Raw genomic sequence first — 24,660 nt, 5'->3', positions numbered from 1 at the left:
CACGGCATGCGACGCCTGCGGATCCGCTGGGAGCGCCGCGACGACATCCACGAGGCGTTCCTCGGCCTGGCCACCTGCATAATCTGCTACCGACACATCAAAATTCTTTGTTAGGAACTCTTAATATACTGCCCGCCGAACTGCTTGTCGCGGCCTTTGATGTACCCGATGTTCGCCAGCTCGGGAAAGACGACCAGATCCACGTCCTGCGCCAGCCTGGCCGACTCGATCGCGGTTTCCATCCTTTCCAGGTTCTTGCTCGCGTCGAGGGAGAATACGTCCATCTGCACGGCCGCAACGACAACTTTTTCTTTCACCGGAACAACTTCCCTACTTCAATTGGATGACGCGGCGGCCGGCGCGGTAGGTCGCCTGGACCGCGCGGATGGCCTGGATGTCGTGGGTGGGGTCGCCGTCGAACACGGCCAGGTCGGCGATGTGTCCTTCGCGCACGAAGCCGATCTCGTCGGCCAGGCGCAGGTACTCGGCGTTGCCGCTGGTGGTCATGCGCAGCACCTCGGCGGGCTGGTAACCGGCGAGCACGAGCAGGTGCAGTTCGCTGGCGAAGTCACCGAATGCCGTGTGCTTCCACCCGGCGTCGGAAGCCGGTGCTATGCGCGCGCCCATCGTCCGCAGCCGTCCGGCGTTGCTGACGTAGTACGAGGTTCGTTGGCGCTGTTCGTTGAGCTCGTCGGCGGAGATCCGGCCTGCCTCCGCGTCGCGGATGTAGTGGAAGTTGCAGCCCAGCGTGGATCCGAATGTCGTGCCGTGTGCGATGGCCAGTTCGGCGAGGCGCTCGTCGAACCTGCTGGAGCCGTCCTGGGCGAGGAACGCGATGTGTTCGATGCCGTCGCTGCCGGCGAGGACGGCCCTTCGGATGCCTTCGTTCGACAGGGCATGCGTGGTGGACAGCAGCCCGTGCTCGTGCGCGACCGACACCGCGGCACCGATCTGCTCCTTGGTGAGGGTTTCCTGGTGCGGGACGGTGTTCAGGGTACCGCCGCCGGTTGCTGCGATCTTGATGCCGTCAGCGCCGAGTTCGATGTTGCGGCGCGCGACCTTCTGGGCCTGCGCGGCGTCGGCGGCTCCACCGCCGAAGAGGTGCATGTGCCCGCGTACTCCGGTCACCGGCATGCCGTAGCGCAGCAGACGTGGCAGCTCGCTCGGGTCGGCCGGCAACCAGCCCAGGAAATCCGGGTGCGAGCCGAGGTCGCGCACGGTGGTCACCCCGGCGGCGATGTGCGTGCGCAGGTTCTGCGCGGCGACGGCGAATCGGGCCCTCACCTCGCGGTTCACCGCGGGTTCGTAGGCGGTGCCGTCCCCCGGCATCGTCAGGTGGACATGCGAGTCGATCAACCCCGGGGTTAGGGTGCCGGTCGGGTAGTGGTCGAGCGCGATGCCCCGCCAGCGCGCCTGCAGTTCCGCCGCGGGTCCGACCTCGGCGATCTTCGTTCCGTCGAGCGCGACAACCACATCGCCGTTCGTTACGGTGAGGCGCTCACCGTCGAACACCCGGGCGACCTTGATCAGCCGATCAACGGACATATCAGCTCTCCTTCAGCGGGCTGTGCGCGGTTTCCGGGATGGCGAGCACCGCCAGGGCGGTCACCGCAGCGGTGAGCACCATGTAGTAAGCGGGCATCGCGCTGTCCGCGGTGGCCGAGATGAGATAGGTCATCAGGAACGGCGCGGAACCTCCGAAGGCCGCGGTCGAGATGTTGTAGCCGAGCGCGTAGGCGGTGTAGCGCAGCCGGGTGGGGAACAACTCCACAAGCACGATATGGATCACGCCGGTGTGCCCGGCGAACAGCACCGCCATGATCACGCCTCCGACGATGGCCAGCGCGACCGAACCTTGCGTGAGCAGCCAGTAGCACGGGTAGCCGAGGACCACGAGGGAAAACGCCGACCCGGCGATGGTGCGTTTTCGGCCGATCCGGTCCGACAGCCGCCCGGCGACCGGGATCGCGGCGATGATCGCGATCAGGGTGCACACGGTGATCAGCAGTCCCTGGACCACGGAGAAGTGCAGGGTCTTGTTCAGGTAGGTGGGCATGTAGCTGAACAGGACGTAGTAGCCGGTGCCGTTGAGGATCGGGATCGTGATGGCCAGCAGCACGGCCTTGCGGTGCTCGGCCGAGGCCAGCGTCTCCTTCAGCGGGTTGCGCGCCGGGGCGGAATCCTTGCGCAGCTGTTGGAATTTCGGCGTTTCGTCGAGCTTGCTGCGAATGTAGAAGCCGATCACGGCCATCGGCACGGCGAGCAGGAACGGGATTCGCCAGCCCCACTCGGTCATCGCGTCGGTGCCGAGGGTTTCGGTGAGCACGGTGGTGACGACGGCGCCGAGAAGGAGCGAGGCGTAGGACCCGAGCTGCGACAGACTGGTGAGCATGCCGCGGCGGCCCTCCGGAGCGTACTCCGCGACGAACGACATCGCGCCAGCGCTCTCGCCGCCCGCGGAGAATCCCTGCGCCAGCCGCAGCACCAGCAGCAGTATCGGGGCGGCGACGCCGATGGCCGCATAGGTGGGCAGCAGACCGATGGCCACCGTCGATCCGCTGATCAGCATCAGCACCAGGACCAGCGTGCGCTGCCTGCCGATCCGGTCGCCGAGGTAGCCACAGATGACACCGCCGACCGGCCGCACGAAAAACGTGAGCCCGAAGATACTGAACGTCAGCAGCAGCGCGGCGGTGCCGTCCTGCTTGGGGAAGAACACGGTTGCGATCGTGCTGGCCAGAAAGCCATAGACGCCGTAGTCGTAGAATTCGACGAAAACTCCTACCGAGCCGGCCACGGTGACTCGGCGGAGGGTCTTCTTGTCCACTTCGGATGTTCCGAGTTCCTGGGTCGTTGCCATCTCGATTCCTCTGGGTGGGTGGCGGATATCGACCGTGAAGCCGCGCTGCTCCGCGGGCGCGCTTGGTGGTTGCACGGCAGGGGTCCGAGTCCGAACCCCGCTCGCCGGGAGTGTTTCGCTTCGCCGGCTTGGTGCGACCGCGAGCGTGGAACTCGGCGTTTAGTTGCTAGGCGCGGGGGAAGCCGTGCAGCACATCGGCCATGCGCTTCAGTGCTGCGTCCCAGGCCTGCTCGTGCTGGGCAAAGCAGATGCGGAAGTGCTTGCGGCCGCGGGGGCCGAACTGGTAGCCGGGATTCACCACGAGGCCGGCATCGCGCTTGAGCGCGATGGCCACTTCCTGGTCGGTAGCGTCGATTCCGGGGAAGCCGGGGAACAGGTACGCCGAGCCGCCGGCGGGCCGGACGTCCACGCCGGGGATCTCGCTGAGTGCCGCCACGCTGACGTCGCGCAGGGACTGGTATTCGCCGATGCGCTTGGCGACGTAGTCGGTGTCGTCGTCGAGCCAGCGGGTCAGGACGTGCTGCGCGTAGGCCGGGCAGCGCAGGGCGGCGACGCTCATGACGTCTTCCATCCGGTCGATGATCTCCGGCGGTGCCACAGCCATGCCGATGCGGTAGCCGCTGAGGCTCTCGGTCTTGCTCGGGCCGAGCGTGGTGATGGTCCTGGAACGCATGCCGGATTCGGAGATCATGTGCGCGAAGGGTTTGCCGTCGTACACCAGCCGGCTGTAGAGCTGGTCGACGAGCAGTAGCGCGCTGCTGTCAGCGACGAGCGCGGCGATCTCCGCCACGTGCGAAGGATCGAACACCGCGCCCGTCGGGTTGTTGGGGTGCGAGAGCATCACCAACTTCGGTTCCTGCCGCAACCCGGCCGCGAGCGCGTCCAGGTCGAGGCCGGGGGATTCCCCCTCCGGCCACAGCAGCGGCACGGGGTGGACGTCCGCGCCGAGGTAGCGCGCGGATCGTTCGCTGGTGATGTAGTCGGGGTCGGGCAGCACCACGGTGTCGCCCGGCTCGATGATCGCCGAGAGCGCAGTGTAGAGACCCGCTTGGGTTCCCGGGGTCAGGATGATCTCGCCGTCGGGGTCGAGCTGTTCACCGAGGAAGGCGCTGACGTGTTCGGCCACGGCTCGGCGGACTCCTGCGTCACCCCGGTACGGGGTGTAGGTCATCCCCGCGCCCGAGGCGGCTTTGACGAACTCGTCCAGAACCCACGAGTCTGGAGGGAAGCGGTGGGTGTCGGCGTAGGTGATGTCGAGGAAATCCGGCCCGGCTGGGGTTCGCTCCAGTTCGCGTTCCAGTTCGCGCAGCGACGCGCCCTCCGTCGCTGCTCGTTCCGGCACGTCCAGTCGCAGCAATCGGCTCGTCGGCTGGTAGATCTCACTCATGGTGGTGCACTCCAATCAGTTCGTCGTCGATGGTTACGGTGCGCACTGGGGGCAGGGTGAGTCCGAACGCGTCCCGCGCGAACGCGACGCCGTCGGTCGGGTGTGGCCCGGTGAGGCAGAAGAGGTCTCCCTGGCCGGTTCGGGGGCTCTCCGGCTTCTGGAGCAGGCCGAGGGTCAGTTCAGCGGCGCTTTCCACGGGGTCGATGAGTGCGAAGCCGGGTGCCGCGGCGCGCATCGTATCGAGGATGCAGGTGAAATCGGTGCAGGCCAGAACGGCCGACGTGCAGCCCGCCGCGATGATCTGCTCCATTGCCCGCCGGGCGAGGCACTGCAGCCTGACCGGGTCATCGCCGCCGCCTTCCTCGGCCAACCGCAAGATCTCCTCCGTGGCCACTTGGAACACCTCCCGTTCGGGAAGTGCCCGCGGTAGCGCTCCACTGGCAACGGTGCCCGCGGTGGCTAGCACTCCCACCGGGCCCTCCGGTACCGTTCGGACCGCTTCGCGGACCGCGGAGACCATGTCGATGAAAGGAATTGCGCCCACGTCGGCTTCTGCTGCGACCACGCTAGCGGTGTTGCACGCGATGACCCACGCATCACAGCCCGCTCGCACGAAGAAGCGCTCCGCCTGACCGAGAAAACGTGCGACCTCGGCGCCTGGGCGGGGACCGTATGGGCGGCGCGCGGCGTCACCCAGGTACACCAGCCGGTGCTGCGGAGCACGGCGCCGCAGCATCGCAGCCAACGGCAGGCCACCGATCCCCGCGTCGAAGATGCCGACCGAACCGCCCGCCTCCGGGTTCACGACGTCGCTGCCGGTTCTGGTGCGGCGCGCAGGATGCGAGCGCCGACCGCGACGACTGCTGTGGTGACGGGATTCGAGGCGTTGCGCATCTTTCGCTCCTCAACTTCGTCCGCTCGCAGGCCTTGGATCGGTGCCAAGCGCCGCGGTCGACGTGGTGGAAACCCGGTATCGACGGATTGATCCCGTGTTCGGCGGAAGCGCTCCAGATGCCGACCGATCCTGCACCACGCACCCCGATGACGCAAGAGCGTCTTGTGTTTCGACTTTCGCAGATCGCAGCAGGCTGCCTGTTTCGGTCAAGTAAAAGATCGATCCCTTGATTCACGCCCGGCGCAGCAATTTTGACAACGTGCCACCTTGCGTCATATTAAAAAATGATGCAAGCTCCGGGCATCGGGCGAGCTAACGGCAGACGCCCCGGAGCCGCCTGGCGGACCGGTCCCCTTGCACGTCGAACGAGAGCCCGGACCGGATGCGGGTGGCAGGGATTGGAGACACGATGGCGCAACCGCACCCCACCGCGACAGCGGCCCTCTCGTTGAACACCGACATCGGAGAGGGCTATGGCGCATGGGTCATCGCCGACGACGAAGTGCTGCTAGGCCTGGTGACCGACGCCAACCTGGCCTGCGGGTTCCACGCGAGCGATCCGGACATCATGCGGCGCACCTGCCGGACCGCGCGCCAGCGGTCCGTCGCCATCGGCGCGCAAGTGGGTTTCCGGGACGTGATCGGTTTCGGGCGCCGGTTTATCCAAGTGCCCCGCGCGACCTTGAGCAACGACGTGCTCTACCAGTTGGGCGCGCTCTCGGCATTCGCTTCCGCGGAGCAGGCGCCGATCACGTTCGTGAAGGTCCACGGCGCGCTCTACCACGCCGCCGTGCAGCACGAATCGTATGCGCGGGCGATCATCGACGCGGTGCGGGACTTCGACCCGGACCTTCCCGTGCTCTGCCAGCCCGGCACCGCGTTCTGGCGCGCCGTCCAGGACACGGGCCTGAGCACGGTCGCCGAAGGCTACCTTGACCGCGCCTACACGGCCGAGGGTCTGCTCGTCCCGCGCGGTGAACCAGGTGCTGTGATCATCGACCCCAGGGTCGCCGCAAGCCGCGCGGTGCAGTTCGCCACCGAGCGCACCGTCACCGCGATCGACGGGGCGGTGCTCGACATGCCGGTCGCCTCGGTGTGCGTGCACTCCGACTCACCCGGCGCGTCGGCACTGGCAGCAGCCGCCCGCGAAGCGCTGGAGGAAGCCGGAGTGGCGTTGCGCTCGTTGTCCGGGGAGGTGGCCGTCGGTGGATGAGGCCGTCACCTCGGTGCAACGCGTCGGTGACCGCGGCCTCCTGGTCGAGCTGCCGCCGCGATCCGACCCGCACCGGCTGGCCGCGTGGGTGCGCGACCACCCGTGCGCGCCAGGCCTGACCGAGGTCATCCCCGCCGCGCGGACGGTTTTCCTGCTAGGTGACATTACAGCGCTGCGCCGGATCGCCCAGGCCATCGGCGCAGCGAAGCTGCCCGATCCGGGCGAGCGCGACGGCAAGACGGTGGTCGTCCCAGTCCGATACGACGGGCCCGACCTCGCCGCCGTCGCCGAGCACACTGGCTTGTCGATGCGCGAGGTCGTGGAGCACCACTCCGGCACCGAGTACCGAGTCGCCTTCTTCGGGTTCGCCCCCGGGCAGGCGTTCTTCGCGGCGCTCCCCGACGTCCTGCACGTCCCCCGCAGGACGAGCCCACGCGTGAAAGTGCCTTCGGGCAGCGTCGCGATCGCCAACGAGTTCACGGTGATCTACCCCCTGGATTCTCCCGGCGGATGGAACCTGATCGGCACACGGGCGGGCCCGCCCCTGTGGGACGCGCGGGCCCAACCGCCGAACTCCGTCGACGTCGGCGATCGCGTGGTCTTCTACGAGGTTCGTTGATGGAAGTGCTCACCCCCGGCCCACAGGCGACCGTCCAGGACGGCGGCCGAGCCGGCTGCGGCCACCTCGGCGTGCCCCGCGCCGGAGCGATGGACCCGCTGGCCCTGGCCCAGGCCAACCGCCTGGTCGGAAACCGGCCGGACGCGGCTGCGATCGAGTTCCTACTGGGCGGGCTCGCGGTCCGGTTTACCGAACCGGTCGGCTTCAGCCTCGCCGGCGCACCGGTGCCCGCCTATCTCGGCACGATGCCCGTACCGCGGAATACCTGGACCTACGCCCGAGCCGGCGACGTCCTCACCACCGGACAGCCCGCCTACGGCCTGTGGACCTACCTGGCGGTCGCCGGGGCCATCGCCGTGCCACCGGTGCTGTCGAGCCGGTCGACGGACTCGCTGTCCGGCCTGGGACCTCCCCCGCTGAGGCTCGGCGACGTTCTCCCAATCGGATCCTGCCGCGGCACGCCGGGCACGCCAAGTGACGTCTTCGTCGAAAACTCCTCCTCCAGCGCACGGCTCGACCTGGAAATCCACTGGGGGCCGCGGGACGACTGGTTCACCGACGAGGCGCGTCGCACCTTCGTCACGGCGACCTGGCTGGTCAGCACCGAAGTCAACCGCATCGCCGCGCGCTTGACCGGCCCGCGCCTCGACCAGAGCCGCCACGACCAGCTGCCGACGGAAGGCGTCCATCCTGGCTCGATCCAGGTGCCGCCATCCGGGCAGCCGCTCGTTTTTCTCGCCAACTATCCGCCCACCGGGGGGTATCCGGTGATCGGTGTAGTGTCGGAGCCCGATCTCGGGCGGATGGCCCAAGCCGCTCCCGGAACAATGGTGACGATGCGCGCGGCCCGACCACGTGCCGACCTGACCGGACGAGCCAGTAGGGGGTTCAGGTGAACAACGGGGCGGACTCGCTTCCGGAGCGGGTCAGAGTTCGCTACGACCAGCTGAGCAAGAGCCAGCGCAAGATCGCGCGCTACTGCATCTCCCACGCAGCTGAAGCGGGTTCCCTGACCGCGATGCGAATCGCCGAGAAACTGGGCGTCAGCGAGTCGACCGTGGTCCGGTTCGCGATCAAGATCGGCTACGACGGCTTCCCGCAGATGCAGGGCGCGATCCGGGAAGAACTTCGCGGCGCACCAACGCCATCCGACGAGCACACGGAGCGCGACACCCAGGACGTCGCGCTGGAGTCGTTGCGCAACGACCTGGATGCGCTGCAGCAGTCCATCGACGAGATCGACCTCTCCACGCTGACGCGCGCGATCACCGCGCTCGGGGATGCCACCAACGTCTTCGTCTGCGGGTTCCGCACCTCGTTCAGCCTCGCCTACCAGGCCTACTTCCACCTGAGGAAGGTGCGCCCCTCGGTACGCCTGCTCGGCGACATCGGCGGCACGTTGGTCGACGACCTCGAAATGATCGAGCCCGGCGACGCCGTCCTAGCGTTCACCTTCCCCGTCTACGACGACCGCACGATCCAGGTCGCCAACCGGGCCGTGTCCGTCGGCGCCTCCTGCGTCGTCGTCACCGACAGCGCACTGGCACCGCTGCCGATCGACCCGCTCCTGCACCCCCTGATGGTGCGCCACGACAGCTTGAGCTTCTTCAACTCCACGGTCTCCGCCACCGCACTGCTCAACTCGATAATCGTGCGCCTGGCGCAAGCCCGCAGCCGGCAGGAGCCCTCATTTGAAAGGTCACTGTCGAAGTCCTTCCACACCAAGGGAAAACTTTGATCGGCGAAGCCGTGCAAGCCGTCGTCACGCCCGACGCACCGGCACCGGCACCGGCACCGGCACCGGCCGGAACCTAGTCCTTCATCAAGCGTGTCGGGTGGGTAGATCCGGCCTCAGATAAGGCAAAGACCTTATCCTGCTTGGGTTTGCGACTCCAACGAAGCACAAGAGGAATGGCCTTGTTGTGAAGAAGATACTGCACGAGCAGAGTCGGCGGAACTACTACCTGATCACCGTTGCACGCCCCTGCCGCGCCGCCAGGCCGTTCCCTTCGGCGACGCCGCAACGCTTGAGGACCTGCTACGCCGCGACCGCGGCGTCGGCGTGCTGATCCTGGAAACCGTGCAGGGCGGCGCCGGAGTCGTACTGCCTCCACCGGGGCTATCTGGAGCAGGTACGGCGGATGTGCGATCGCTACGGGGTGTTGTGGATTGCCGACGAAGTGCAGTGCGGTGTCGGCAGAACAGGCCGGTTCTTCGCCTTCGAGCACGCGGGAGTCACTCCCGACATCGTTACGCTGGCCAAGGGCTCTCGGCGGCGGCAAGACAGCGATCTCGGCCGTGCTCGCAGACTACGAGATCCACGACCGCGCATACGGCGGTGCTCGCGACGCGCTCATGCACGGGCCGGCGACCTTCAGCGGCATGGGAGAAGCCTGCTGCACAGCGATCGAAACGCTGCACGTCCTGCCCGACGAGAACCTGCTGACCAACGCCGCTGAGCAGGGCGAGCACCTGCTCAGCGGGTTGCGCTGGCTGCACCGCCGCCACCCGAAGCTGATCCGCGACGTCCGGGGCAGCGGGCTGAGGGCCGCCGTCGAGTTCGCCGACCTCAGCGGCTTCCTGCGGGGCCTGACCAGCCGTGTGGCGGGGGTGCTGGACCGGCCGCTGCGCGGCAGCGTGGCCATGCTCGCCGGCATTCAGCTGCTCTCGGAGTGCGGCATTCTCGTGGCCTTCACCGACTACAACCGCAACGCCGTGCGGCTGGAACTGCCGCTGACCATCGGTCCGCAGCACGTCGACATGCTGGTGGAAGGCCTCGACGACCTGCTGTCACAAGGCCTGAAAGGGCTGGCCGCCGGATATCTCCGCCGCCGGTACCGGTCACAGATCACCGAGCCGCTGACGCCTGAACACGAACTACTGTCAGAGTGATAGGCGGGGTTGCGCATGTCGGTGACTTTGGTGGTCAGGCCGGGGTGCTGCCCCGACGCTCCGCGAGCAACGACGCTATTTCCGCACGGTGTCGCCGGCGTTTTTGAGATGCCATTGGTGTGGTGCGATCAGTTCGCTGACGGCCGGTTCGGGACCCCACGAGCCGGGGGCGTACAACTGTAACGGCGGTGGTTTCTCGAGCAACGGAGTCGATGCTTCCCAGATGCGCTCGATGCCATCCGACCGGGTGAACAGCGACTGGTCGCCCAGCATGGCGTCCAGAATCAATCGCTCGTAGCCTTCGAGCCCGTGTTCCTGGCAGAAGGAGTCAGCGTAGCGGAAGGTCATCGCTTCTGGGGCGAGTCGCATCGTGGGGCCGGGCTCTTTCGCCAGGAAGCAGGCGGCGATCCATCCGGGGTCCCCGAAGTCGATCACAATCTTGTTGCCTTGGTAATTCTCCTGCTGGGGGAGATCGGTGGGGAACATCCTTAGGGGCGGCTCGCGCAGGCCGAGAGTGATGACCTCGTGGTGCTGTGCGAGTTTCTTGCCGGAGCGCAGGTAAAACGGCACACCGGACCAGCGCCAGTTGTCCACCTCCAGCCGCAGCGCGGTGAACGTCTCGGTCTGCGAATCGGGGGCGACTCCCGGTTCATCGCGGTAGCCTTCGTACTGGCCGCGTACGACGTGCCCGGTTTCGATGGGGCGCAACGCTTCGAAGACCTTGGCTTTCTCGTCGCGCAGCGGCTGGGCAGCGAGCGAGACAGGCGGTTCCATCGCCACGATGCCCAGCACTTGGATCAGATGTGTGACGATCATGTCCCGGAAGGCCCCGGTGCCTTCGTAGAAATGAGCGCGGCCCTCGAGTCCAAGCGTCTCGGGCACGTCGATCTGTACATGGCTGATGTGGTCCCGGTTCCAGATGGGTTCGAACATGCCGTTGGCGAAGCGGAGGGCGAGGATGTTGTCCACCGACTCCTTGCCGAGGAAATGATCAATTCGGAAGATCCGCGATTCGTCGAAGACCGCGTGGATCGTCTCGTTGAGCACTCGTGCCGAAGCGAAATCCGTGCCGAAGGGTTTCTCCACGATCACTTTTGAATTCTCCGCCAGGCCTGTGTCACCGAGCATTCCGATGATGGATCCGAACGCGGCGGGCGGCACGGCCAGGTGGAAGAGTCTGCGTGGCTGCCCGCCGAGGGAGTCCTCTGCTGCCCGCACGGCAGCGAGCAGCGGGCCGGCATCCGATGGGTCGGATGCGGCGAACGACAGCGAGTCCGCGAAGGATTCCCACACCGGCCCGGACGGCTCGCAGCGTCCGAAAGTGGCGACCGCATCGTGCGCGTGTTTGCGGAACGCGTCGTCGTTCATCGCGGAGTGAGCCCGACCCGAGCCCACGATGCGGTAGCCGTCCGGCAGGAGACCTGCCCAGGCTAGGTGGAACAGTCCGGGCAGCAGTTTGCGCTTGGCGAGGTCGCCGGTGGCGCCGAAGAGCACGATCACATGGTCGTCCGGGCGTGTCACGATCGACTCCTTTTCTCGGCGTGTCCGCCGAACTCGCTGCGCATGGCGGACAGGAGCTTGTCGGCGAACTCGCTTAAGCCTCGGGATTGAAACCTCTCGGTGAGCGCCGTGGTGATCACTGCGGCAGGTACGCCTTCATCGACCGCCGCCAATACGGTCCATCGCCCTTCGCCGGAGTCCGAGACGCGTCCGGTGAATTCCTCCAGCTTCGGTGACCGGGCAAGTGCGTCAGCGGTCAGGTCGACGAGCCAGGAGCCCACGACCGAGCCGCGGCGCCATACTTCGGCTACTTGGCCGACATCGATCTCGTACCGGTAGAACTCCGGCTCGCGCAGCGGGGCGGTCTCGGCGTCGGCGGTCTGCTTGCGACGTCCGGCGTCCGCGTGCTCGATGATGCTGAGACCCTCGGCGATCGCTCCCATCATCCCGTACTCGACCCCATTGTGGACCATCTTCACGAAGTGCCCGGCTCCACTCGGACCGCAGTGCAGATAGCCCTCCGGCGCTGTCCCCTTAGCCCGCCTGCTCGGTGTCGGCTCGGCAGCGTCGGAGCCGGGCGCGATGGTCCGGAAGATGGGGTCCAGTCGGGCGACGGGTTCGGTCTCGCCGCCGATCATGAGGCAGTAGCCGCGTTCCAGTCCCCAGACACCACCCGAGGTACCGCAATCCAGGTAATGAATGCGGCGAGGACCAAGCTGCGCTGCCCGGATGATGTCGTCGCGGTAGTAGGAGTTGCCGCCGTCGATGACTGTGTCGTCCGGGTCGAGGAGCTCGGTCAGCTGGTCGAGGGTGGACTGTACGACGGCGGCCGGCAGCATGAGCCAGACCGCCCGTGGCCGCTCCAGCTTCGCCACCAGGTCGCCGAGCGATCCGGCGGCCACAGCGCCCTCGTCTTCCAGCTCCTTTACCGCGTTTTCGTTGAGGTCATAAACCACGCAGCGGTGGTCGGCGCGCAGCAGCCGGCGCGCGAGGTTCGCGCCCATCCGGCCGAGTCCGATCATGCCGAGCTGCGTGGGGCTGTCGGTTGCCATGGCTGCTCTCCTGGGTACGTGCCCTAGCGTTTCAGGGCCCGGTAACGGCGGATGAGGGCGTTGGTCGACGAGTCGTGGGCGAGTTCCGGTTCGGCGTCGGAGATGAGTTCGGGGATGATCCGTGCCGCGAGCACCTTGCCGAGCTCCACCCCCACTGGTCGAAGCCGAGCAGATGAGGTGTCAGAACCTCGCCGAGCAGCACATTGGTGGGGCGGTTTCCTTCCGTCACCCGGTGCGGAACGACCTCGGGTGGGGTGACCTCAGGCCGGATTTCCTGCTCGGCCTTGCCGAAGGCGAGCGCCTCGGCTTGTGGGAAGATGTTGGACGTCTTCTCCCAGCCGGTGCACAACTCGGCGCCCCGCGCACCGATGCCCCGGGCGAACCAGTCGGGCAGGCTATCCGGAATGTGGAAGTCGTCATCCAGCGGGATTCCGAGGACGCGCTTGGTAGCTCTGACCCCCTCCGGCCCGAACGGCGCTCCGTGTGCTTTCGGTGAGTCCTCGACCGGCGAACCATAGCCGATGTGACCGTGTACCAGAACCAGTGTGGGACGCCCGGCCCCGGCCTGGAAGGTGCGGAAAGCTCGGCTGATCTGATCGAGGCCGTTGGCATCGGCGATGGTGGCCACGTTCCAGCCGTAGGCCAGAAAGCGAGCGGCGACGTCTTCGGTGAAGGTGATGTCGGTGTGGCTCTCGATGGTGACTCGGTTGGAGTCGTAAATCCAGCACAGGTCGGACAGCTGCAAGTGCCCAGACAGCGAAGCCGCCTCGGAGGAGATGCCCTCCATCATGCAGTCGTCCCCGGCGAGCGCGTACACGGCGAAGTCGAAAAGCATGAAGTCTTCGCGGTTGAATCTCGCCGCCAGCCACTGGTCCAGGTCGGTCATCGCTACGCCCCCTGCGTGCTTGCGATGGAGGTATACGCTCGCACTGCGCCGACGAGCCTGGCCAAGAAATGCAAGAGCGAAGCCACAACCAAGCGATGAGGCGGGTCAGGGTCACCGGTTCGGAATGAACCGCCTTGGCAGGCCAGATGCTTGGATGCTTGGATGCTTGGCCGAGCGTGGGCCCTCTCTCGAACGAGCGTAGGTCTGCCAGCACCCACGCTCAACTTTTCAGCTATATGTTCAAATCACCCGGCGGGTTGTGGCTTTCGCCCCTTTTAATCAATTGCGAAACCATCAATCGTGGTAGTGAACCGCGTTCCGGCCGGAGCGAATCGCCGCGGGCGCCGATTCTACATTGGCGGTCACCCGTGCGGCCTCGGACGGGCGGGGTCGGGGTCACCTGGTTGACCGGTCTACGGCCGCTGCGGGGTGGGAAGCGCGGACGGAAGGAGTCGGGTCCATGCGGGTCGTTCTGGACTTGAACCGATGCCATGACACGTACAGCGTGCTCAGCTCTCCGACGACACCACCGTCGAGGCCGACGTTGTACTGGCCGCGCTGGGGTCGGGCCACGACGTGGAATGGCTGGAGGGCTCCGGGCTGGCGGCGGCGCCGATCTTCCTGGTCTACGGCGCGGCGAACCGCGACCCGCAACGGTTCACCAACCCCGATGAGGTTGACCTCGAACGCCCCGACTCAAGACTGGAGGTTCAGTCCGCGGTCGGCGAGTTCGTCCGCCGAAACCCGCGACTCCTCGAGGACCCACCGCCGTACAGCCACAACCAGATCTTCCGCGGCCCGCGCCACGTCCTGGTCTACATCGACGGAATCCGCGACTGACCCAACTTGCGTAAAAGGGCGGAGTCAAGGCCACTCGCCCCATCGCGGCTGCGGCGATGAGCGGATTGAGCAGGACGAGCGCCGCAAGCGGAGGGGCGGCGACGTCGTAGCCGAATGCCCAGACCAAGTTGCCGCGAATCGTACGAAGGGTGCTGCGAGCAAGCTTGATCGAATCCGGTACGACGGAGAGGCCCTAATTAGCGGACCAAGACGATGTCGGCGGCGGCTTCCGCGCGGATGCAGTGGGTGGCGTAGCAGCGGTCGTCGATGGGTGAGTTCAGGTCGCTGCTTCGGGCGGATCCGGACGCCGGCCTCAATAAGCAATCTCCGGTCATCACGCTCCAGCGAACAGGCGACGGTGAGGACGAGGTCGGCGTCATCGGCACCTGGACTCGGGGTACTGCTCGTAGGCCCTGCGGATGGGCTTCTGCGGCGACAACCCCCACGAGCGCAGGTACTTGCCGACCGTGGTCGCCTCAACACGATGCCGTGCCGCACCTGGATCAGCTGGGCCACCGTCTTGGGGGCCCACCACCAGGCCGGTCAGCCCGAACGCCGCTGGGCTGTGTTCGGCTACCGCGTGTCGCAGCTTGCGCTGCCGCGCTATCCGTGCAGATGCCATCCGTGCAGACTTCGTCGGCCGTGGCGTCGGCGAATTGGGTCGTCTGCCTGGTGTAAGCTGATCAGTTCGGGAGCAGCACAAATGCACCAGCGCGCATCGCTCGCGCGCGATCTTGCATCTTGGGACATGCCTGACATGGGACTGGTCCGAGCTGTATACGTATCGGGAGACACAGCTCCGTCAGCTGAGCCTGACGGGTGTCTTCCTCGGGAGTTTCAATGATCGTGTCAAGCCCCTTGGGCCTGGATTGGTGGTGTGATCTGGAATGTGCGGCCGTCGATCAGGCCTGCCAGCGCGATCAGCGCCTGGGTGTGCAGCTTCCCTTCGCCGCGTTTGTGCAGGGGGAAGGCGCGAGAGGGGGCACGGGGGTCGGTCTTCTCGCTGATGATGCCGACGCTTTCAACCGGGGCAGCCGCTGGCAACCGGCGCCGCATGACGGCGGCACCTCTTCTATCGGACGCCGCTTCCGCAACTCGCCATGATGGGCATAGATAGCGCAGATCATCTGGTGAACCGTCGCTCTGGCGACGCACAGCGACGGTGCGGGTTGCCGCAGCGCCAACTTCGCGTGTCCGCTGCCCACCCCCCTTGACTTCATCGTCATTTCTGACAAAGACTCGACTATGCAGGCGGTCGCAAGGGTCGATCGCCCAACTCGACCAAAGCAACGGCCATGAACGCGAGTGCTCATGGACGTGTGGATGCCGGGCGGCATAGTGGATCAGCGGGGGTCTCGTTTCGGCAACCGAAGCGCGGCGGTTACATGGCTTGCCGGGCCCGGGACCAACCGGACCGCCGATCGGCACAGCGAACCCGGCGATTGCGCCGCGCACACGCTGCGGGCGGCGGACACCCTGTCTTTGCGCGCGAAAATTCACAACCGCGCCTAATCAACTGCTGGCTCATACCGCCAGAAGGAGGTATTCATCGTGCACGACGCGGCCGTGGCGACAGTCCGCGTGGCCCTCCAAACCACGGACGACCTCACCCGTGTCAGCCTGGCCAGCTGCATAAACCAGGACCAGCGATTCTCGCTGACCGAAACGGCCGACGCCGACGTCGTCGTTATAGTCCAGGAAACCACCGGCTCGCACACAATGGACATTTTGCGCAGTTTGTCCTCCGGAGCGGCCAAGCGCGTTGTGCTCATCGTGGACGGCGACTGGCGGCCCTACATCTCCACCGCCGTGCAGTACGGCGTCCGCGCCATACTCTGGCGCGCCCGCTTCTCCCCCAGTTCCTTCCTCCACGCCATCCACGCAGTCAGCAACGGCGGCGGAGTCCTCCCTCCATCATTGCAAGGCACGCTTTTGGACGAACTCCAGCGCGTCCAACGCGACATCCTCGCCCCCCGCGACCTGACCACGTACGGACTCACCAGCCGTGAGGTCGACGTTCTCCAGCTGATCGCCGAGGGCTTCGACCTCAAAGAGATCGCACAGAAACTGGCCTATTCCGAACGCACCATCAAGAACATCCTCTACCAGGTCATGGCGCGTTACGGGCTGCGCAACCGCGCACACGCCGTTTCCTTCGCGATTCGCTCGGGGCTCATCTGAACACGCACCGCCCGATTCGCCGCAATCGGCCCGTCCCGAACCACGAAGCGGATGTCCAAAGCGGCTCTTGGTATTGATGTGTGGGTCGAGTTGACCAGGTAGAGGGGCACGTCGTTGCTGGGTCCAGGTTTCTGAGCTGAGGTCGAGCAGGTGCTGGTCGCCGCTGTGCGGCTGCGACGTCGGGATCGACGACCGGTGCCGGGTGCGCTCGCGGCGATGCCCGCGCTATGAAGCGGGCCGGGGGCGACTGCGGTGGCGCACTCTGGACCTGGGAACTGTGCGGGCCTTTGTAGACAGCGCATCCCGGGTTACTCGGGACGAGCCTGGAAACAGCCGCTACAATGGCGTCAGGCCAGGAACCTGTCCAGGGTGACGGGCAGGTCCCGGACCCGCATTCCGGTTGCGTGGTGGGCCGCATTGGCTATCGCCGCCGCCGTGCCCACGATGCCGACCTCGCCGATCCCCTTTGCACCCAACGGATTCACGTACGGGTCGTGCTCGTCGATCCAGTCCGCCTCGATGCTGCCGATGTCGGCGTTGGCCGGTATGTGGTATCCGGCGAAGTCGTGGTTGACCACGTGGCCGAACCGGGGGTCTACGGCGCTGTGCTCGTGCAGCGCCATGGACAGCCCCATGGTCATCCCGCCGATCAGCTGCGACCGCCCGGTCTTGGCGTTGATCATCCGGCCGACCGCGAAGATCCCCAGCAAGCGCGGCACCCGCACCTCCCCGGTGCTGGTATGCACCCGGACCTCGGCGAACTGCGCGCCGAAGCTGTGCATAGACATCTGCCCGGCGTACGGGTTGTCCGGGATCGCCCCGGTGACCTCGACGCCCTCATCGGGGATCGGGCTGCTGTTGGGCAGCTCCGCGCGCAGTCGGCGGGCCGCGTCCACGATCGCCGAGCCCCAGCACAGGATCCCGGTCGAACCGCCAGCACCGGAGGCGTACGGCAGATCGGTGTCGCCGATGCTCAGCACTACCTCGGACATATCGACGCCCAGCGCGTCCGCCGCTATCTGGGTGAGCGCGGTCCACGCCCCGGTGCCGATGTCGGCGGCCCCGATGAGGACCCGGTACCGGCCGTCCGGTCTGGCCTGGATGGTGGCCCGCGAGCCCGGCATGCTGAACACCGGATACGTCGAGGCGGCCACCCCGGTGCCGACCAGCCAGGGCCCGTCGCGGTGCGCGCGCGGCGCCGGGTCACGCTCCGCCCAACCGAACCGCTGGGCGCCCTCGCGCAGGCAGGCGACCAGGTTCCGGCTGGAGAACGGCCGCCCCGTCTCGGGGTCGGTCTCCGGGTCGTTGCGGATGCGGAACTCTACTGGGTCCAGGCCGCAGGCGATCGCCATCTCGTCCATCGCGACCTCCAGGCCGAACATGCCCGGGGCTTCGCCGGGCGCGCGCATCCACGAGGGCACCGGGACGTCGAGTTCGACGAGCCGGTGCGTGGTGCGGCGGTTCGGCGCGGCGTACATGACGCGGGTTGGCACGGCGGTCTGCTCGGCGAACTCCTTGATCCGGGAGGTCTGCTCGACCACGTCGTGGCTGATCGCGGTCAGCCGGCCGGAGGCATCGCTGCCCATGCGGATCCGCTGGATGGTGCCGGTGCGGTAGCCGACCACCGAGAACATCTGCTGCCGGGTCAGCACGAGCTTCGCCGGGCGCGGAGCGACGAGTTGCGCGGCCATCGCGGCCAGAACCACGTGCGCGTGCGGCAGCCCCTTCGAACCGAAGCCGCCGCCGGTGTGCGGGCAAACCACGTGGATCCGTTGCGGGTCCATGCCGAACAGTGCCGCGATGGAGTCGCGCACCCAGTGCACACCCTGCGTGGAGTCGTAGAGGGTGAGCTCATTGTCGGTCCAGATCGCGATGGTGGCGTGCGGCTCCAGCGGGTTGTTGTGCTCCTGCGGCGTGGTGTAGGTGGCGTCGACGACCACTGCCGCCGAGGCGAGGGCGCCGTCCACGTCACCATCGGTGGTGTCGGTCTGGAAGCCGCCGTTGACCTCGTCAGGTTTAACCAGGTCGGCTCGGGCTGCGTGGAATGAGACGTCGTGCTCACGCGGTTCGTAACTCGGCCGCACCAGGCTCGCCGCGCACCGGGCGGCTTCCGTGGTCTCGGCCAGCACGCCGCCGATGAACTGCCCGCGGAAAGCCACCTCGGGCGACTGCAGGATCGCCAGCTCGGCGTCCTGCGCCGAGGCTAGCCGCGGCGCGTTCTCGTGGGTCAGCACGTCCACCACGCCCTGTTCGGCCATCGCCTCCGTGGTGTCGATGCCGGTGATGCGGCCAAGCGCGATTTGGGACTGCAGCGGGAAAACGTACACCGGCTGGTGGACCGGGTGCTCGGCGGCGTACAGAGCTGCGCCCCGGACCTTCTCGTCGCCGTCGATGCGGTCGATCGGCGCGCCGATCAAGGGGGTCGTGACTGTCATCGCCGTACCTCCAGGAGCTCGGCGAGGATTCCGAGGATCATGTTGTGCGCCAACGGGATCTTGAAGTCGTTGCCGGGAAGCGGGCTGGAGTCGGCAAGCTCCGCAGCGGCTGCCTCGCGGAACTTCTCCTCCGTCGCGGCGGCGCCGCGCAGCACGGCCTCGGCCCGCGTCGCCCGCCACGGCTTGTGCGCGACACCTCCCAACGCCAGCCGAACGTCGTGCACCTCGCCGTCTACGACTTCCAGCGCAGCGGCCACCGATACCAGCGCGAACGCGTAGGAAGCGCGGTCGCGCGCCTTGCGGTACTGGGAGTTCGCCGCGAAGTCCAGCGACGGGATGTCGATCGAGGTGATCAGCTCACCGTGGTCCAGGACCGTGTCCCGCTCAGGCTCGTCCCCGGGCAGCCGATGCAGCCCGACCAGCGGAATCGCCCGCTGCCCGTGCGGCCCCTCAGTGTTGACCACCGCATCGAGCGCGACCATCGCCACCGCCATGTCGGACGGGTGCGTGGCGGCGCACGAGTCGGAGACGCCGAGGATCGCGTGCTCGCGGTGGAAGCCGTCACGCGCCGAGCAGCCCGTCCCAGGATCCCGCTTGTTGCAGGGCGTCGTGACGTCCTGGAAGTACGCGCATCTGGTGCGCTGCAACAGGTTTCCGCCAGCCGTCGCGAGGTTGCGCAGCTGGCCGGAGGCGCCCGCCAGCACCGCCTGCGACAACATCGGGAAGCGCTCGCGGATCACCGGATCGGCCGCCAGGGTGCTGTTGGTGACCGCAGCGCCGATGCGCACGAACTCGGGGTGCTGCTCGACCCGGTCGGAGGTCAGCTGCCGGACGTCGACCACCACGTCCGGCTGCTCGACCTCCAGCTTCATCAGATCGACCAAGTTCGTGCCGCCCGCCAGGAACACCGCGTTGGGCGTTGCGGCGAGGGTGCTCACCGCGGTACCGACGTCGGGGGCGAGGTGGTAGCGGAACGGCTTCATCGCTGCGCTACCTCCGCGATGGCGGGGACGATGTTGGCGTACGCGCCGCAGCGGCAGAGGTTACCGCTCATCCGCTCGCGAATCTCGTCGTCAAGCCCGGCACCGTCCGCGGTGACCGCGCTCGGCTCACCGTCGCGCATCTCGCACAGCACGCCGACGGCCGACACCACCTGGCCGGGCGTGCAATATCCACATTGGAGCGCGTCGTGCTCGATGAACGCACGCTGCACAGGGTGCAGACCCGCGCCGGCCAGGCCGTCCGCGGTGCGCAACTCCGCGCCGTCGAAGGCGACCGCCAGCATCAGGCAGCTGTTGACCCTCCGGTCCCCCAGCAGCAGGGTGCACGCGCCACACTGGCCGTGGTCGCAGCCCTTCTTCGGGCTCGTGATCCCCAACCGCTCCCGCAGGGCGTCGAGCACGGTCGTCCGCGTGTCGACGGTGAGGCGGTGCTCGATCCCGTCCACGACGAGGGTGATTTCGGCTTCCACGGTGCCCTCCCCTCCAACCTGTTACCAGGCTTACCCGGGAGGCTGCCGCGTCACGCACGCCGCTTCAGAGCTCTTCCTCGCCCGCAGCCCACTCGTCGGTGGTCTCGTCGAGGTCGTCGATGCCCGTTCGTCGGGCACCTCCTCGGCCAGGTGTTCGTCGAGCGACTCGCCCTCCCGTTCCGCCCGAGGGGTCGGGCGGCTGCGGGTCTCCGCGGACCAGTGCTCGGGCAGCTCGACTCCCCGTTCCACCGGGTCGCTGCCGAGTTGGTCCGCGTCGAGGCTCTCCGCGCCCTGCAACGTTGTCGGTTCGTGCTCCTCATCTCCGCGCTGCGGCTCCGACATGCTCGTCACCGCCCTTCCGGTTGACCCTGATTGCCGGGATGCGGAAAGTCGCTCCCGGATCGCGCATCCAGGCCTGCCCAGGGGTCGTCCTTCTGCGCCAGCCGCCGCGCCATGTTCGCCAGGCCGTAGGACTGTGGCGTCACGCGGCCGAGCTCGTCGAGGTCGAGCGGGGTCGCGGCGGGGGCTCCCGCGCGGGCGCGCAGCGAGTAGGGCGCGATCATCGTCTGGCCGTAGGCGTTGCGGTTGGTGTCCAGGAATATCCGGTCGCCACGCTTGTCCTTGCGCTGCTCGACGGTGAGCCGGTCCGGCTCACCGCGCGCCATTGCCTCGGCGAGCTCCCGGATGGCCGCCCGGACCTCGTCGAATCCTCGTTCGCCGCGCAGCGGGGCGGCGACGTGGAATCCCTTGCCGCCGGTTGCCTGTACGTGCGGCGACAGCCCGGCTCCCCGGAACCGCTCGCACACCAATCGCACCACGTCGCGGAGTTCGGCCAGGTCCGCTGGCTCCGGCGGGTCTAGGTCCAGCACCGCGAGGATCGGCCGGTCCAGATCATCCACCGTGGACATGCCGACGTGGAACTCCAGGCACGCCAGGTTTGCCAGGTACAGCAGCGTCGCCGCGTCGTCGACGACGGCGTGATGCACCACGCCCTGGCCGCCTCGCTGCGGTACGGAGGCCACGCGCACCCATTCCGGGAAGTGATTCGACGCCTCCTTCTGGAAGAACCCGCCGGATCCGATGCCGTCCGGAAAGCGGCGCAGCGTCAGCGGTTTGTCGCGCGTGTGCGCGACCATCACCGCCGACACCGACCGGAAGTACTCGACCACGTCCTGCTTCCGGTAGCCGTCATCGGGGTAGAGGACCTTCTCCGGGTTGGACAACCCGATCCGCCGCCCCTCGACCTCGAGCTGCGTGGCCACGAGCGATCACCGCAACTCGTCGTTGGTCTGACGGGTCAGCACGGGCTGCGTGCTCACCGGGTTGCGCCGCCGGTCGGTGCCTTCGTCGTCCACCTTCACCAGCAACCACTGCTCGCGACCGCGGAAGTCGGTGCGGGACATGGCGAAAGCTTCGCGCAGCTCCTCGCCCTCCAGCCAGACCTCGACGTGCCCGGCGGAACGCCCGTCTGCCACCTCGACCGGCTCGCCGCCCCGCTCGGTGTCGTTGCTGTACGTCGCCGTGTCCCAGACGACGACCGTGCCCGTGCCGTAGCCCTCCGGGATCTCGCCCTCGAACTCCACGTCGAGCGGGTGGTCCTCGGCCGGGGTGGCCAGCCGCTTCTCGCGCGGGTCCAGCGACGGCCCCTTGGGCACCGCCCACGACTTGAGCACGCCCTCTACCTCCAGCCGGAAGTCGTAGTACAGGCTCGACGCGTCGTGCTTCTGCACCACGATCCGGGGCTCGTCGCCCGCCTCGCCGCCGGAAGGTTCCCCAGAGCGGTCGAGATCGCGTTTGCGGTGGTAGGTGTACAGCTTCTTCCCAGACATGCCCTCGACGTACCCGGCGCACGGCCGGGTTTAACCGGCACCCGGTCGATCAGGCAGCGGGCAAGCCAGCAGGAGGCGGGTGAGGCGAACACCGTTCGTGCCGCCTACCGACGCGAATAGTCCGGTCACTTCGAACCCCGAGACCGACCACCGCACTCACCGCGCTACCCGGAACGGGCTCGGAAAGCCCCGGGGCGCGCTCACGGGTCGTTCGGTGACGGGTGTGCCGTCAACGGAGTCCGGACAGCACGTTGCCGGCCTCGGCGACCAGGTTCGCCAGCGGCGCCGCGACCATGGTGGGCCGGTCGAAGTAGCCGATGGACTGCCCGCGGGGCTGTGCACCAGCCGTTCGACGCGATGGCGGTCGACGGCGCCGAGCAAATCGCGGACATGGACTTCCGGATAGGGCACAACGCGCCGTCCCAGAGAGCCGCGGACGCCGGATCGCCCGCGGGACCACCAGATCCAGCGCAACATCATCGCCGAACGCGTCCTCGGCCTGCCGAAATGACCACGCGGCGCACGGCGGCCGGCTTGGTGCCGCCTCGCGTGAATTGGGGTGGTCGCGTTGAGACGATTGGGTGAAATCTGGAACCAGGTGCAGCTGATTTTGGTCCCATGGGGCGAGAAACCGACAGGCGGTGCGGCCGGCCTCAGGGAGACCAACCATGCAGCAGCACGTGCACGCCGAGCTGATCGGCGGCCCCGAAGACGGCCGCTCGTTCATCATCCCCGCCCCGGAGGCGGACTCACCGATCGGGCAGTTCACCTTCCCGGCGCCCCGCGACGGCGAGGCGCCGTGTGCCCGTTACGACCGGCAAGACCGCCGCGCTGACGGCGTGTGGCGTTATCAGTACGCGGGCGAGCAAACCATGTTCCGCTGACGGGTTCAGCGCCCGGCGTGCACTGGCGCTGCACGGCACGGACGTGCTCAACCTGTGGCGCCCCGAGGAATTCGAGCACGGCACCACCTACATCACGGCCAACACCGGGACCCCGATCACCCACAGTGGACCCGTACCCGAGGTTCCGTGCTGATCCCCGCCCTCCCGCCGATCCTGGTGGTCAATGACTACATCGTGTCGTGGCTGCTCCCACTCGGCATCGGTGAGGCGCTCATCCGCCGCGCCACCGAGGGCGGCAGCTAACGCGTGCACATCTCCCGAGCCGGGACGCCCTGTGGATCCCGAGCATGGGTCTCTTCGACTGCGACTACGTCCGCGCCATCGCTGGCACCGGCGAAGAACACGCCTACCTGGCCCCGAAGACGTTCACCGCGAAGCCCCCCGCTCGGCCACTGCCAGGGTGTCACGGACCACGTCCGCATGACGGAAACCCCGGGAGCCTACCGCCACGTCCTGCTCCCCAGCGGCGCCAGCCGACCACAATGGCTTCCCCGCTGACCGCACGAGGCGGCGCTCGCGTTGCGCTGGGTGGAGCGAACGGACAGCTCGCCTCGATAGAAGCGGTGAACAGTCCGTTCGCTGCAACCCCGATCTGGCTGCGCGCACGATGGGTGCCCCTCACCCGGGCGACGGGGTGATGTGACAGGGTTCGGTTATGCGGATCGCTTCCTGGAACGTCAACTCCGTCGGCGCTCGGTTGCCCAAGCTGCTCGACTGGCTGGGCACGGCTGAGCCGGACGTGCTGTGCGTGCAGGAGCTCAAGTGCGCCGCTAACGCCTTCCCAATCGACGAGGTCAGCGAGCTCGGCTACGAGGTCGCCGCGCACGGCACCGGCCGCTGGAACGGCGTGGCCGTGCTGTCCCGGGTCGGCATCGACGAGGTGCGCCACGGTCTGCTCGACGAGCCGGGCTTCCAGGCCGACGGCGCGATGTTCGAGACCCAGGAGCCCCGGGCGATCGGCGCGACCTGTGGCGGCGTCCGGGTCTGGTCCGTGTACGTTCCCAACGGCCGCGAAGTCGGCCACCCGCACTTCGCCTACAAACTGCGGTGGCTCGACGCGCTGCGCGCCACCGCCATCGAGGAGATGGCCACCGCCCGGCCGTTCGCCGTGCTCGGCGACTTCAACATCGCCCCGACCGACGCCGACGTCTGGGACATCGCCGCCTTCGCCGACAGCACCCACGTCACGGATGACGAGCGCAAAGCGCTTGCCGCGCTTGCGGAAACCGGCCTCGCCGAGGTCTACCCGCGGGCGCTGAAGTACGACATCCCGTTCACCTACTGGGACTACCGGGCGCTGCGCTTCCCGAACAACCAGGGAATGCGCATCGACCTGGTCTACGGCAACGAGCAGTTCGCCAATGCGGTCATTGATTCCTACGTGGACCGCGAAGCACGCAAGGGCAAGGGCACCTCCGACCACGCCCCGGTGGTCGTCGACCTCGAACTGTCGTGATCGCCCCAAGCGCGATTCCTCGATCGTCCGGTCCGCACAAGCCTGGGCACGAGCTCTCCAACGGCCCGCTCAGCGGGGCAGCTCGACGCCGAATCCGCCGTCACCGGCTACGCGCTGGAGGCCGACGCCCGACGACGGCTTCGGCTTCGGCTTCGGCTTCGGCTTCGGCTTCGGCTTCGGCTTCGGCTTCGGCTTCGGCTTCGGCTTCGGCTTCGGCTTCGGCTTCGGCTTCGGCTCGT

Annotated in this window: 25 protein-coding genes and 2 pseudogenes; 11 read left to right on the top strand and 16 right to left on the bottom strand. The window is 67.5% G+C overall.

The window, feature by feature from the left end:
• Positions 1-114 (top strand): annotated as a pseudogene (locus ACWDKQ_RS24865) (IS5/IS1182 family transposase); the annotation flags it as partial.
• Here the strand turns inward: ACWDKQ_RS24865 and ACWDKQ_RS24860 are convergent.
• The 5 genes from ACWDKQ_RS24860 to ACWDKQ_RS24840 all read right to left on the bottom strand — a co-directional run bounded on the left by ACWDKQ_RS24860 (position 111) and on the right by ACWDKQ_RS24840 (position 5,052).
• The gene (locus tag ACWDKQ_RS24860) at positions 111-317 is read right to left on the bottom strand and encodes a nitrilase-related carbon-nitrogen hydrolase (RefSeq protein WP_450141162.1); all 207 of its coding nucleotides are present in this window, start codon (positions 315-317) and stop codon (positions 111-113) included. The pseudogene ACWDKQ_RS24865 and the gene ACWDKQ_RS24860 sit on opposite strands and share 4 nt — an antisense overlap.
• Positions 318-330: 13 nt before the next feature.
• Entirely contained in the window at positions 331-1,545 is a 1,215-nt protein-coding gene (locus ACWDKQ_RS24855; RefSeq protein ID WP_450141161.1) for an amidohydrolase family protein, read from the bottom strand.
• 1 nt (position 1,546) lies between these two features.
• Positions 1,547-2,860: an MFS transporter gene (locus ACWDKQ_RS24850; protein ID WP_450141160.1), complete on the bottom strand. Its 1,314-nt coding sequence runs from the start codon at positions 2,858-2,860 to the stop codon at positions 1,547-1,549.
• A gap of 166 nt (positions 2,861-3,026) precedes the next feature.
• Positions 3,027-4,247 carry an aminotransferase class I/II-fold pyridoxal phosphate-dependent enzyme gene (locus ACWDKQ_RS24845; RefSeq protein WP_450141159.1) on the bottom strand — a complete coding sequence of 407 codons (1,221 nt, stop codon included), beginning with the start codon at positions 4,245-4,247 and terminating at the stop codon, positions 3,027-3,029.
• Positions 4,240-5,052 (bottom strand): glutamate racemase, encoded by an 813-nt coding sequence (locus tag ACWDKQ_RS24840; RefSeq protein ID WP_450141158.1) that lies wholly within the window; start codon positions 5,050-5,052, stop codon positions 4,240-4,242. Before ACWDKQ_RS24840 ends, ACWDKQ_RS24845 begins: the two co-directional genes overlap by 8 nt.
• Before the next feature lie 499 nt (positions 5,053-5,551).
• On the opposite strand from ACWDKQ_RS24840, the gene ACWDKQ_RS24835 reads away from it, so the two are divergent.
• From ACWDKQ_RS24835 to ACWDKQ_RS24810, 6 genes and pseudogenes are all read left to right on the top strand, one after another.
• Positions 5,552-6,355 (top strand): LamB/YcsF family protein, encoded by an 804-nt coding sequence (locus ACWDKQ_RS24835; protein WP_450141157.1) that lies wholly within the window; start codon positions 5,552-5,554, stop codon positions 6,353-6,355.
• Positions 6,348-6,974, top strand: a complete 627-nt coding sequence (locus ACWDKQ_RS24830) for a 5-oxoprolinase subunit B family protein (protein ID WP_450141156.1) — start codon at positions 6,348-6,350, stop codon at positions 6,972-6,974. Before ACWDKQ_RS24835 ends, ACWDKQ_RS24830 begins: the two co-directional genes overlap by 8 nt.
• The gene (locus ACWDKQ_RS24825; protein ID WP_450141155.1) at positions 6,974-7,870 is read left to right on the top strand and encodes a 5-oxoprolinase subunit C family protein; all 897 of its coding nucleotides are present in this window, start codon (positions 6,974-6,976) and stop codon (positions 7,868-7,870) included. The genes ACWDKQ_RS24830 and ACWDKQ_RS24825 overlap by 1 nt, the downstream gene beginning before the upstream one ends.
• A complete protein-coding gene (locus ACWDKQ_RS24820; protein ID WP_450141154.1) occupies positions 7,867-8,712 on the top strand; it encodes a MurR/RpiR family transcriptional regulator in 846 nt (281 codons plus the stop codon). Before ACWDKQ_RS24825 ends, ACWDKQ_RS24820 begins: the two co-directional genes overlap by 4 nt.
• Before the next feature lie 403 nt (positions 8,713-9,115).
• Positions 9,116-9,181, top strand: a pseudogene (locus ACWDKQ_RS24815) (aminotransferase class III-fold pyridoxal phosphate-dependent enzyme); the annotation flags it as partial.
• Between the two features lie 91 nt (positions 9,182-9,272).
• Positions 9,273-9,866 (top strand): aminotransferase class III-fold pyridoxal phosphate-dependent enzyme, encoded by a 594-nt coding sequence (locus ACWDKQ_RS24810; RefSeq protein WP_450141153.1) that lies wholly within the window; start codon positions 9,273-9,275, stop codon positions 9,864-9,866.
• Between the two features lie 75 nt (positions 9,867-9,941).
• Here the strand turns inward: ACWDKQ_RS24810 and zwf are convergent, their stop codons facing one another.
• From zwf to ACWDKQ_RS24795, 3 genes are read right to left on the bottom strand one after another with little or no spacing between them, the layout of a single operon-like run.
• A complete protein-coding gene (gene zwf, locus ACWDKQ_RS24805; RefSeq protein ID WP_450141163.1) occupies positions 9,942-11,360 on the bottom strand; it encodes a glucose-6-phosphate dehydrogenase in 1,419 nt (472 codons plus the stop codon).
• 23 nt (positions 11,361-11,383) lie between these two features.
• Positions 11,384-12,418 (bottom strand): phosphogluconate dehydrogenase (NAD(+)-dependent, decarboxylating), encoded by a 1,035-nt coding sequence (gene gnd, locus ACWDKQ_RS24800; protein WP_450141152.1) that lies wholly within the window; start codon positions 12,416-12,418, stop codon positions 11,384-11,386.
• Positions 12,419-12,449: 31 nt separating this feature from the next.
• Positions 12,450-13,304, bottom strand: a complete 855-nt coding sequence (locus tag ACWDKQ_RS24795) for a hypothetical protein (RefSeq protein ID WP_450141151.1) — start codon at positions 13,302-13,304, stop codon at positions 12,450-12,452.
• Positions 13,305-13,880: 576 nt separating this feature from the next.
• Here ACWDKQ_RS24795 and ACWDKQ_RS24790 point away from each other — a divergent pair.
• Positions 13,881-14,144: a hypothetical protein gene (locus ACWDKQ_RS24790; protein WP_450141150.1), complete on the top strand. Its 264-nt coding sequence runs from the start codon at positions 13,881-13,883 to the stop codon at positions 14,142-14,144.
• Between the two features lie 376 nt (positions 14,145-14,520).
• Here ACWDKQ_RS24790 and ACWDKQ_RS24785 read toward each other — a convergent pair whose 3' ends face one another.
• Together ACWDKQ_RS24785 and ACWDKQ_RS24780 are read right to left on the bottom strand one after the other, a co-directional pair.
• Entirely contained in the window at positions 14,521-14,766 is a 246-nt protein-coding gene (locus ACWDKQ_RS24785; protein WP_450141149.1) for a winged helix-turn-helix domain-containing protein, read from the bottom strand.
• Between the two features lie 227 nt (positions 14,767-14,993).
• The gene (locus tag ACWDKQ_RS24780) at positions 14,994-15,200 is read right to left on the bottom strand and encodes a hypothetical protein (protein ID WP_450141148.1); all 207 of its coding nucleotides are present in this window, start codon (positions 15,198-15,200) and stop codon (positions 14,994-14,996) included.
• Between the two features lie 495 nt (positions 15,201-15,695).
• Here ACWDKQ_RS24780 and ACWDKQ_RS24775 point away from each other — a divergent pair, with 495 nt between their 5' ends.
• Positions 15,696-16,325, top strand: a complete 630-nt coding sequence (locus ACWDKQ_RS24775) for a response regulator transcription factor (protein WP_450141147.1) — start codon at positions 15,696-15,698, stop codon at positions 16,323-16,325.
• Positions 16,326-16,672: 347 nt separating this feature from the next.
• On the opposite strand, the gene ACWDKQ_RS24770 is transcribed toward ACWDKQ_RS24775, so the two are convergent.
• From ACWDKQ_RS24770 to ACWDKQ_RS24745, 6 genes are read right to left on the bottom strand one after another with little or no spacing between them, the layout of a single operon-like run.
• The gene (locus ACWDKQ_RS24770) at positions 16,673-18,760 is read right to left on the bottom strand and encodes a xanthine dehydrogenase family protein molybdopterin-binding subunit (protein ID WP_450141146.1); all 2,088 of its coding nucleotides are present in this window, start codon (positions 18,758-18,760) and stop codon (positions 16,673-16,675) included.
• The gene (locus tag ACWDKQ_RS24765) at positions 18,757-19,743 is read right to left on the bottom strand and encodes an FAD binding domain-containing protein (RefSeq protein WP_450141145.1); all 987 of its coding nucleotides are present in this window, start codon (positions 19,741-19,743) and stop codon (positions 18,757-18,759) included. Before ACWDKQ_RS24765 ends, ACWDKQ_RS24770 begins: the two co-directional genes overlap by 4 nt.
• Positions 19,740-20,231: a 2Fe-2S iron-sulfur cluster-binding protein gene (locus ACWDKQ_RS24760; protein ID WP_450141144.1), complete on the bottom strand. Its 492-nt coding sequence runs from the start codon at positions 20,229-20,231 to the stop codon at positions 19,740-19,742. The genes ACWDKQ_RS24765 and ACWDKQ_RS24760 overlap by 4 nt, the downstream gene beginning before the upstream one ends.
• Positions 20,232-20,261: 30 nt before the next feature.
• Positions 20,262-20,573: a hypothetical protein gene (locus ACWDKQ_RS24755; protein WP_450141143.1), complete on the bottom strand. Its 312-nt coding sequence runs from the start codon at positions 20,571-20,573 to the stop codon at positions 20,262-20,264.
• Positions 20,574-20,578: 5 nt separating this feature from the next.
• The gene (ligD, locus tag ACWDKQ_RS24750; RefSeq protein ID WP_450141142.1) at positions 20,579-21,493 is read right to left on the bottom strand and encodes a non-homologous end-joining DNA ligase; all 915 of its coding nucleotides are present in this window, start codon (positions 21,491-21,493) and stop codon (positions 20,579-20,581) included.
• A 6-nt stretch (positions 21,494-21,499) separates the two neighbouring features.
• The gene (locus tag ACWDKQ_RS24745; protein ID WP_450141141.1) at positions 21,500-22,060 is read right to left on the bottom strand and encodes a DNA polymerase ligase N-terminal domain-containing protein; all 561 of its coding nucleotides are present in this window, start codon (positions 22,058-22,060) and stop codon (positions 21,500-21,502) included.
• 668 nt (positions 22,061-22,728) lie between these two features.
• Here ACWDKQ_RS24745 and ACWDKQ_RS24740 point away from each other — a divergent pair.
• A complete protein-coding gene (locus ACWDKQ_RS24740) occupies positions 22,729-22,944 on the top strand; it encodes a hypothetical protein (protein ID WP_450141140.1) in 216 nt (71 codons plus the stop codon).
• Between the two features lie 676 nt (positions 22,945-23,620).
• Positions 23,621-24,421 (top strand): exodeoxyribonuclease III, encoded by an 801-nt coding sequence (locus ACWDKQ_RS24735; protein WP_450141139.1) that lies wholly within the window; start codon positions 23,621-23,623, stop codon positions 24,419-24,421.
• Positions 24,422-24,660: the final 239 nt, after the last annotated feature.

The sequence above is a fragment of the Saccharopolyspora sp. NPDC000995 genome (assembly GCF_053599315.1).
The sequence above is the reverse complement of the archived record's forward strand: the minus strand, read 5'-3'. Positions and strand labels throughout refer to the sequence as shown.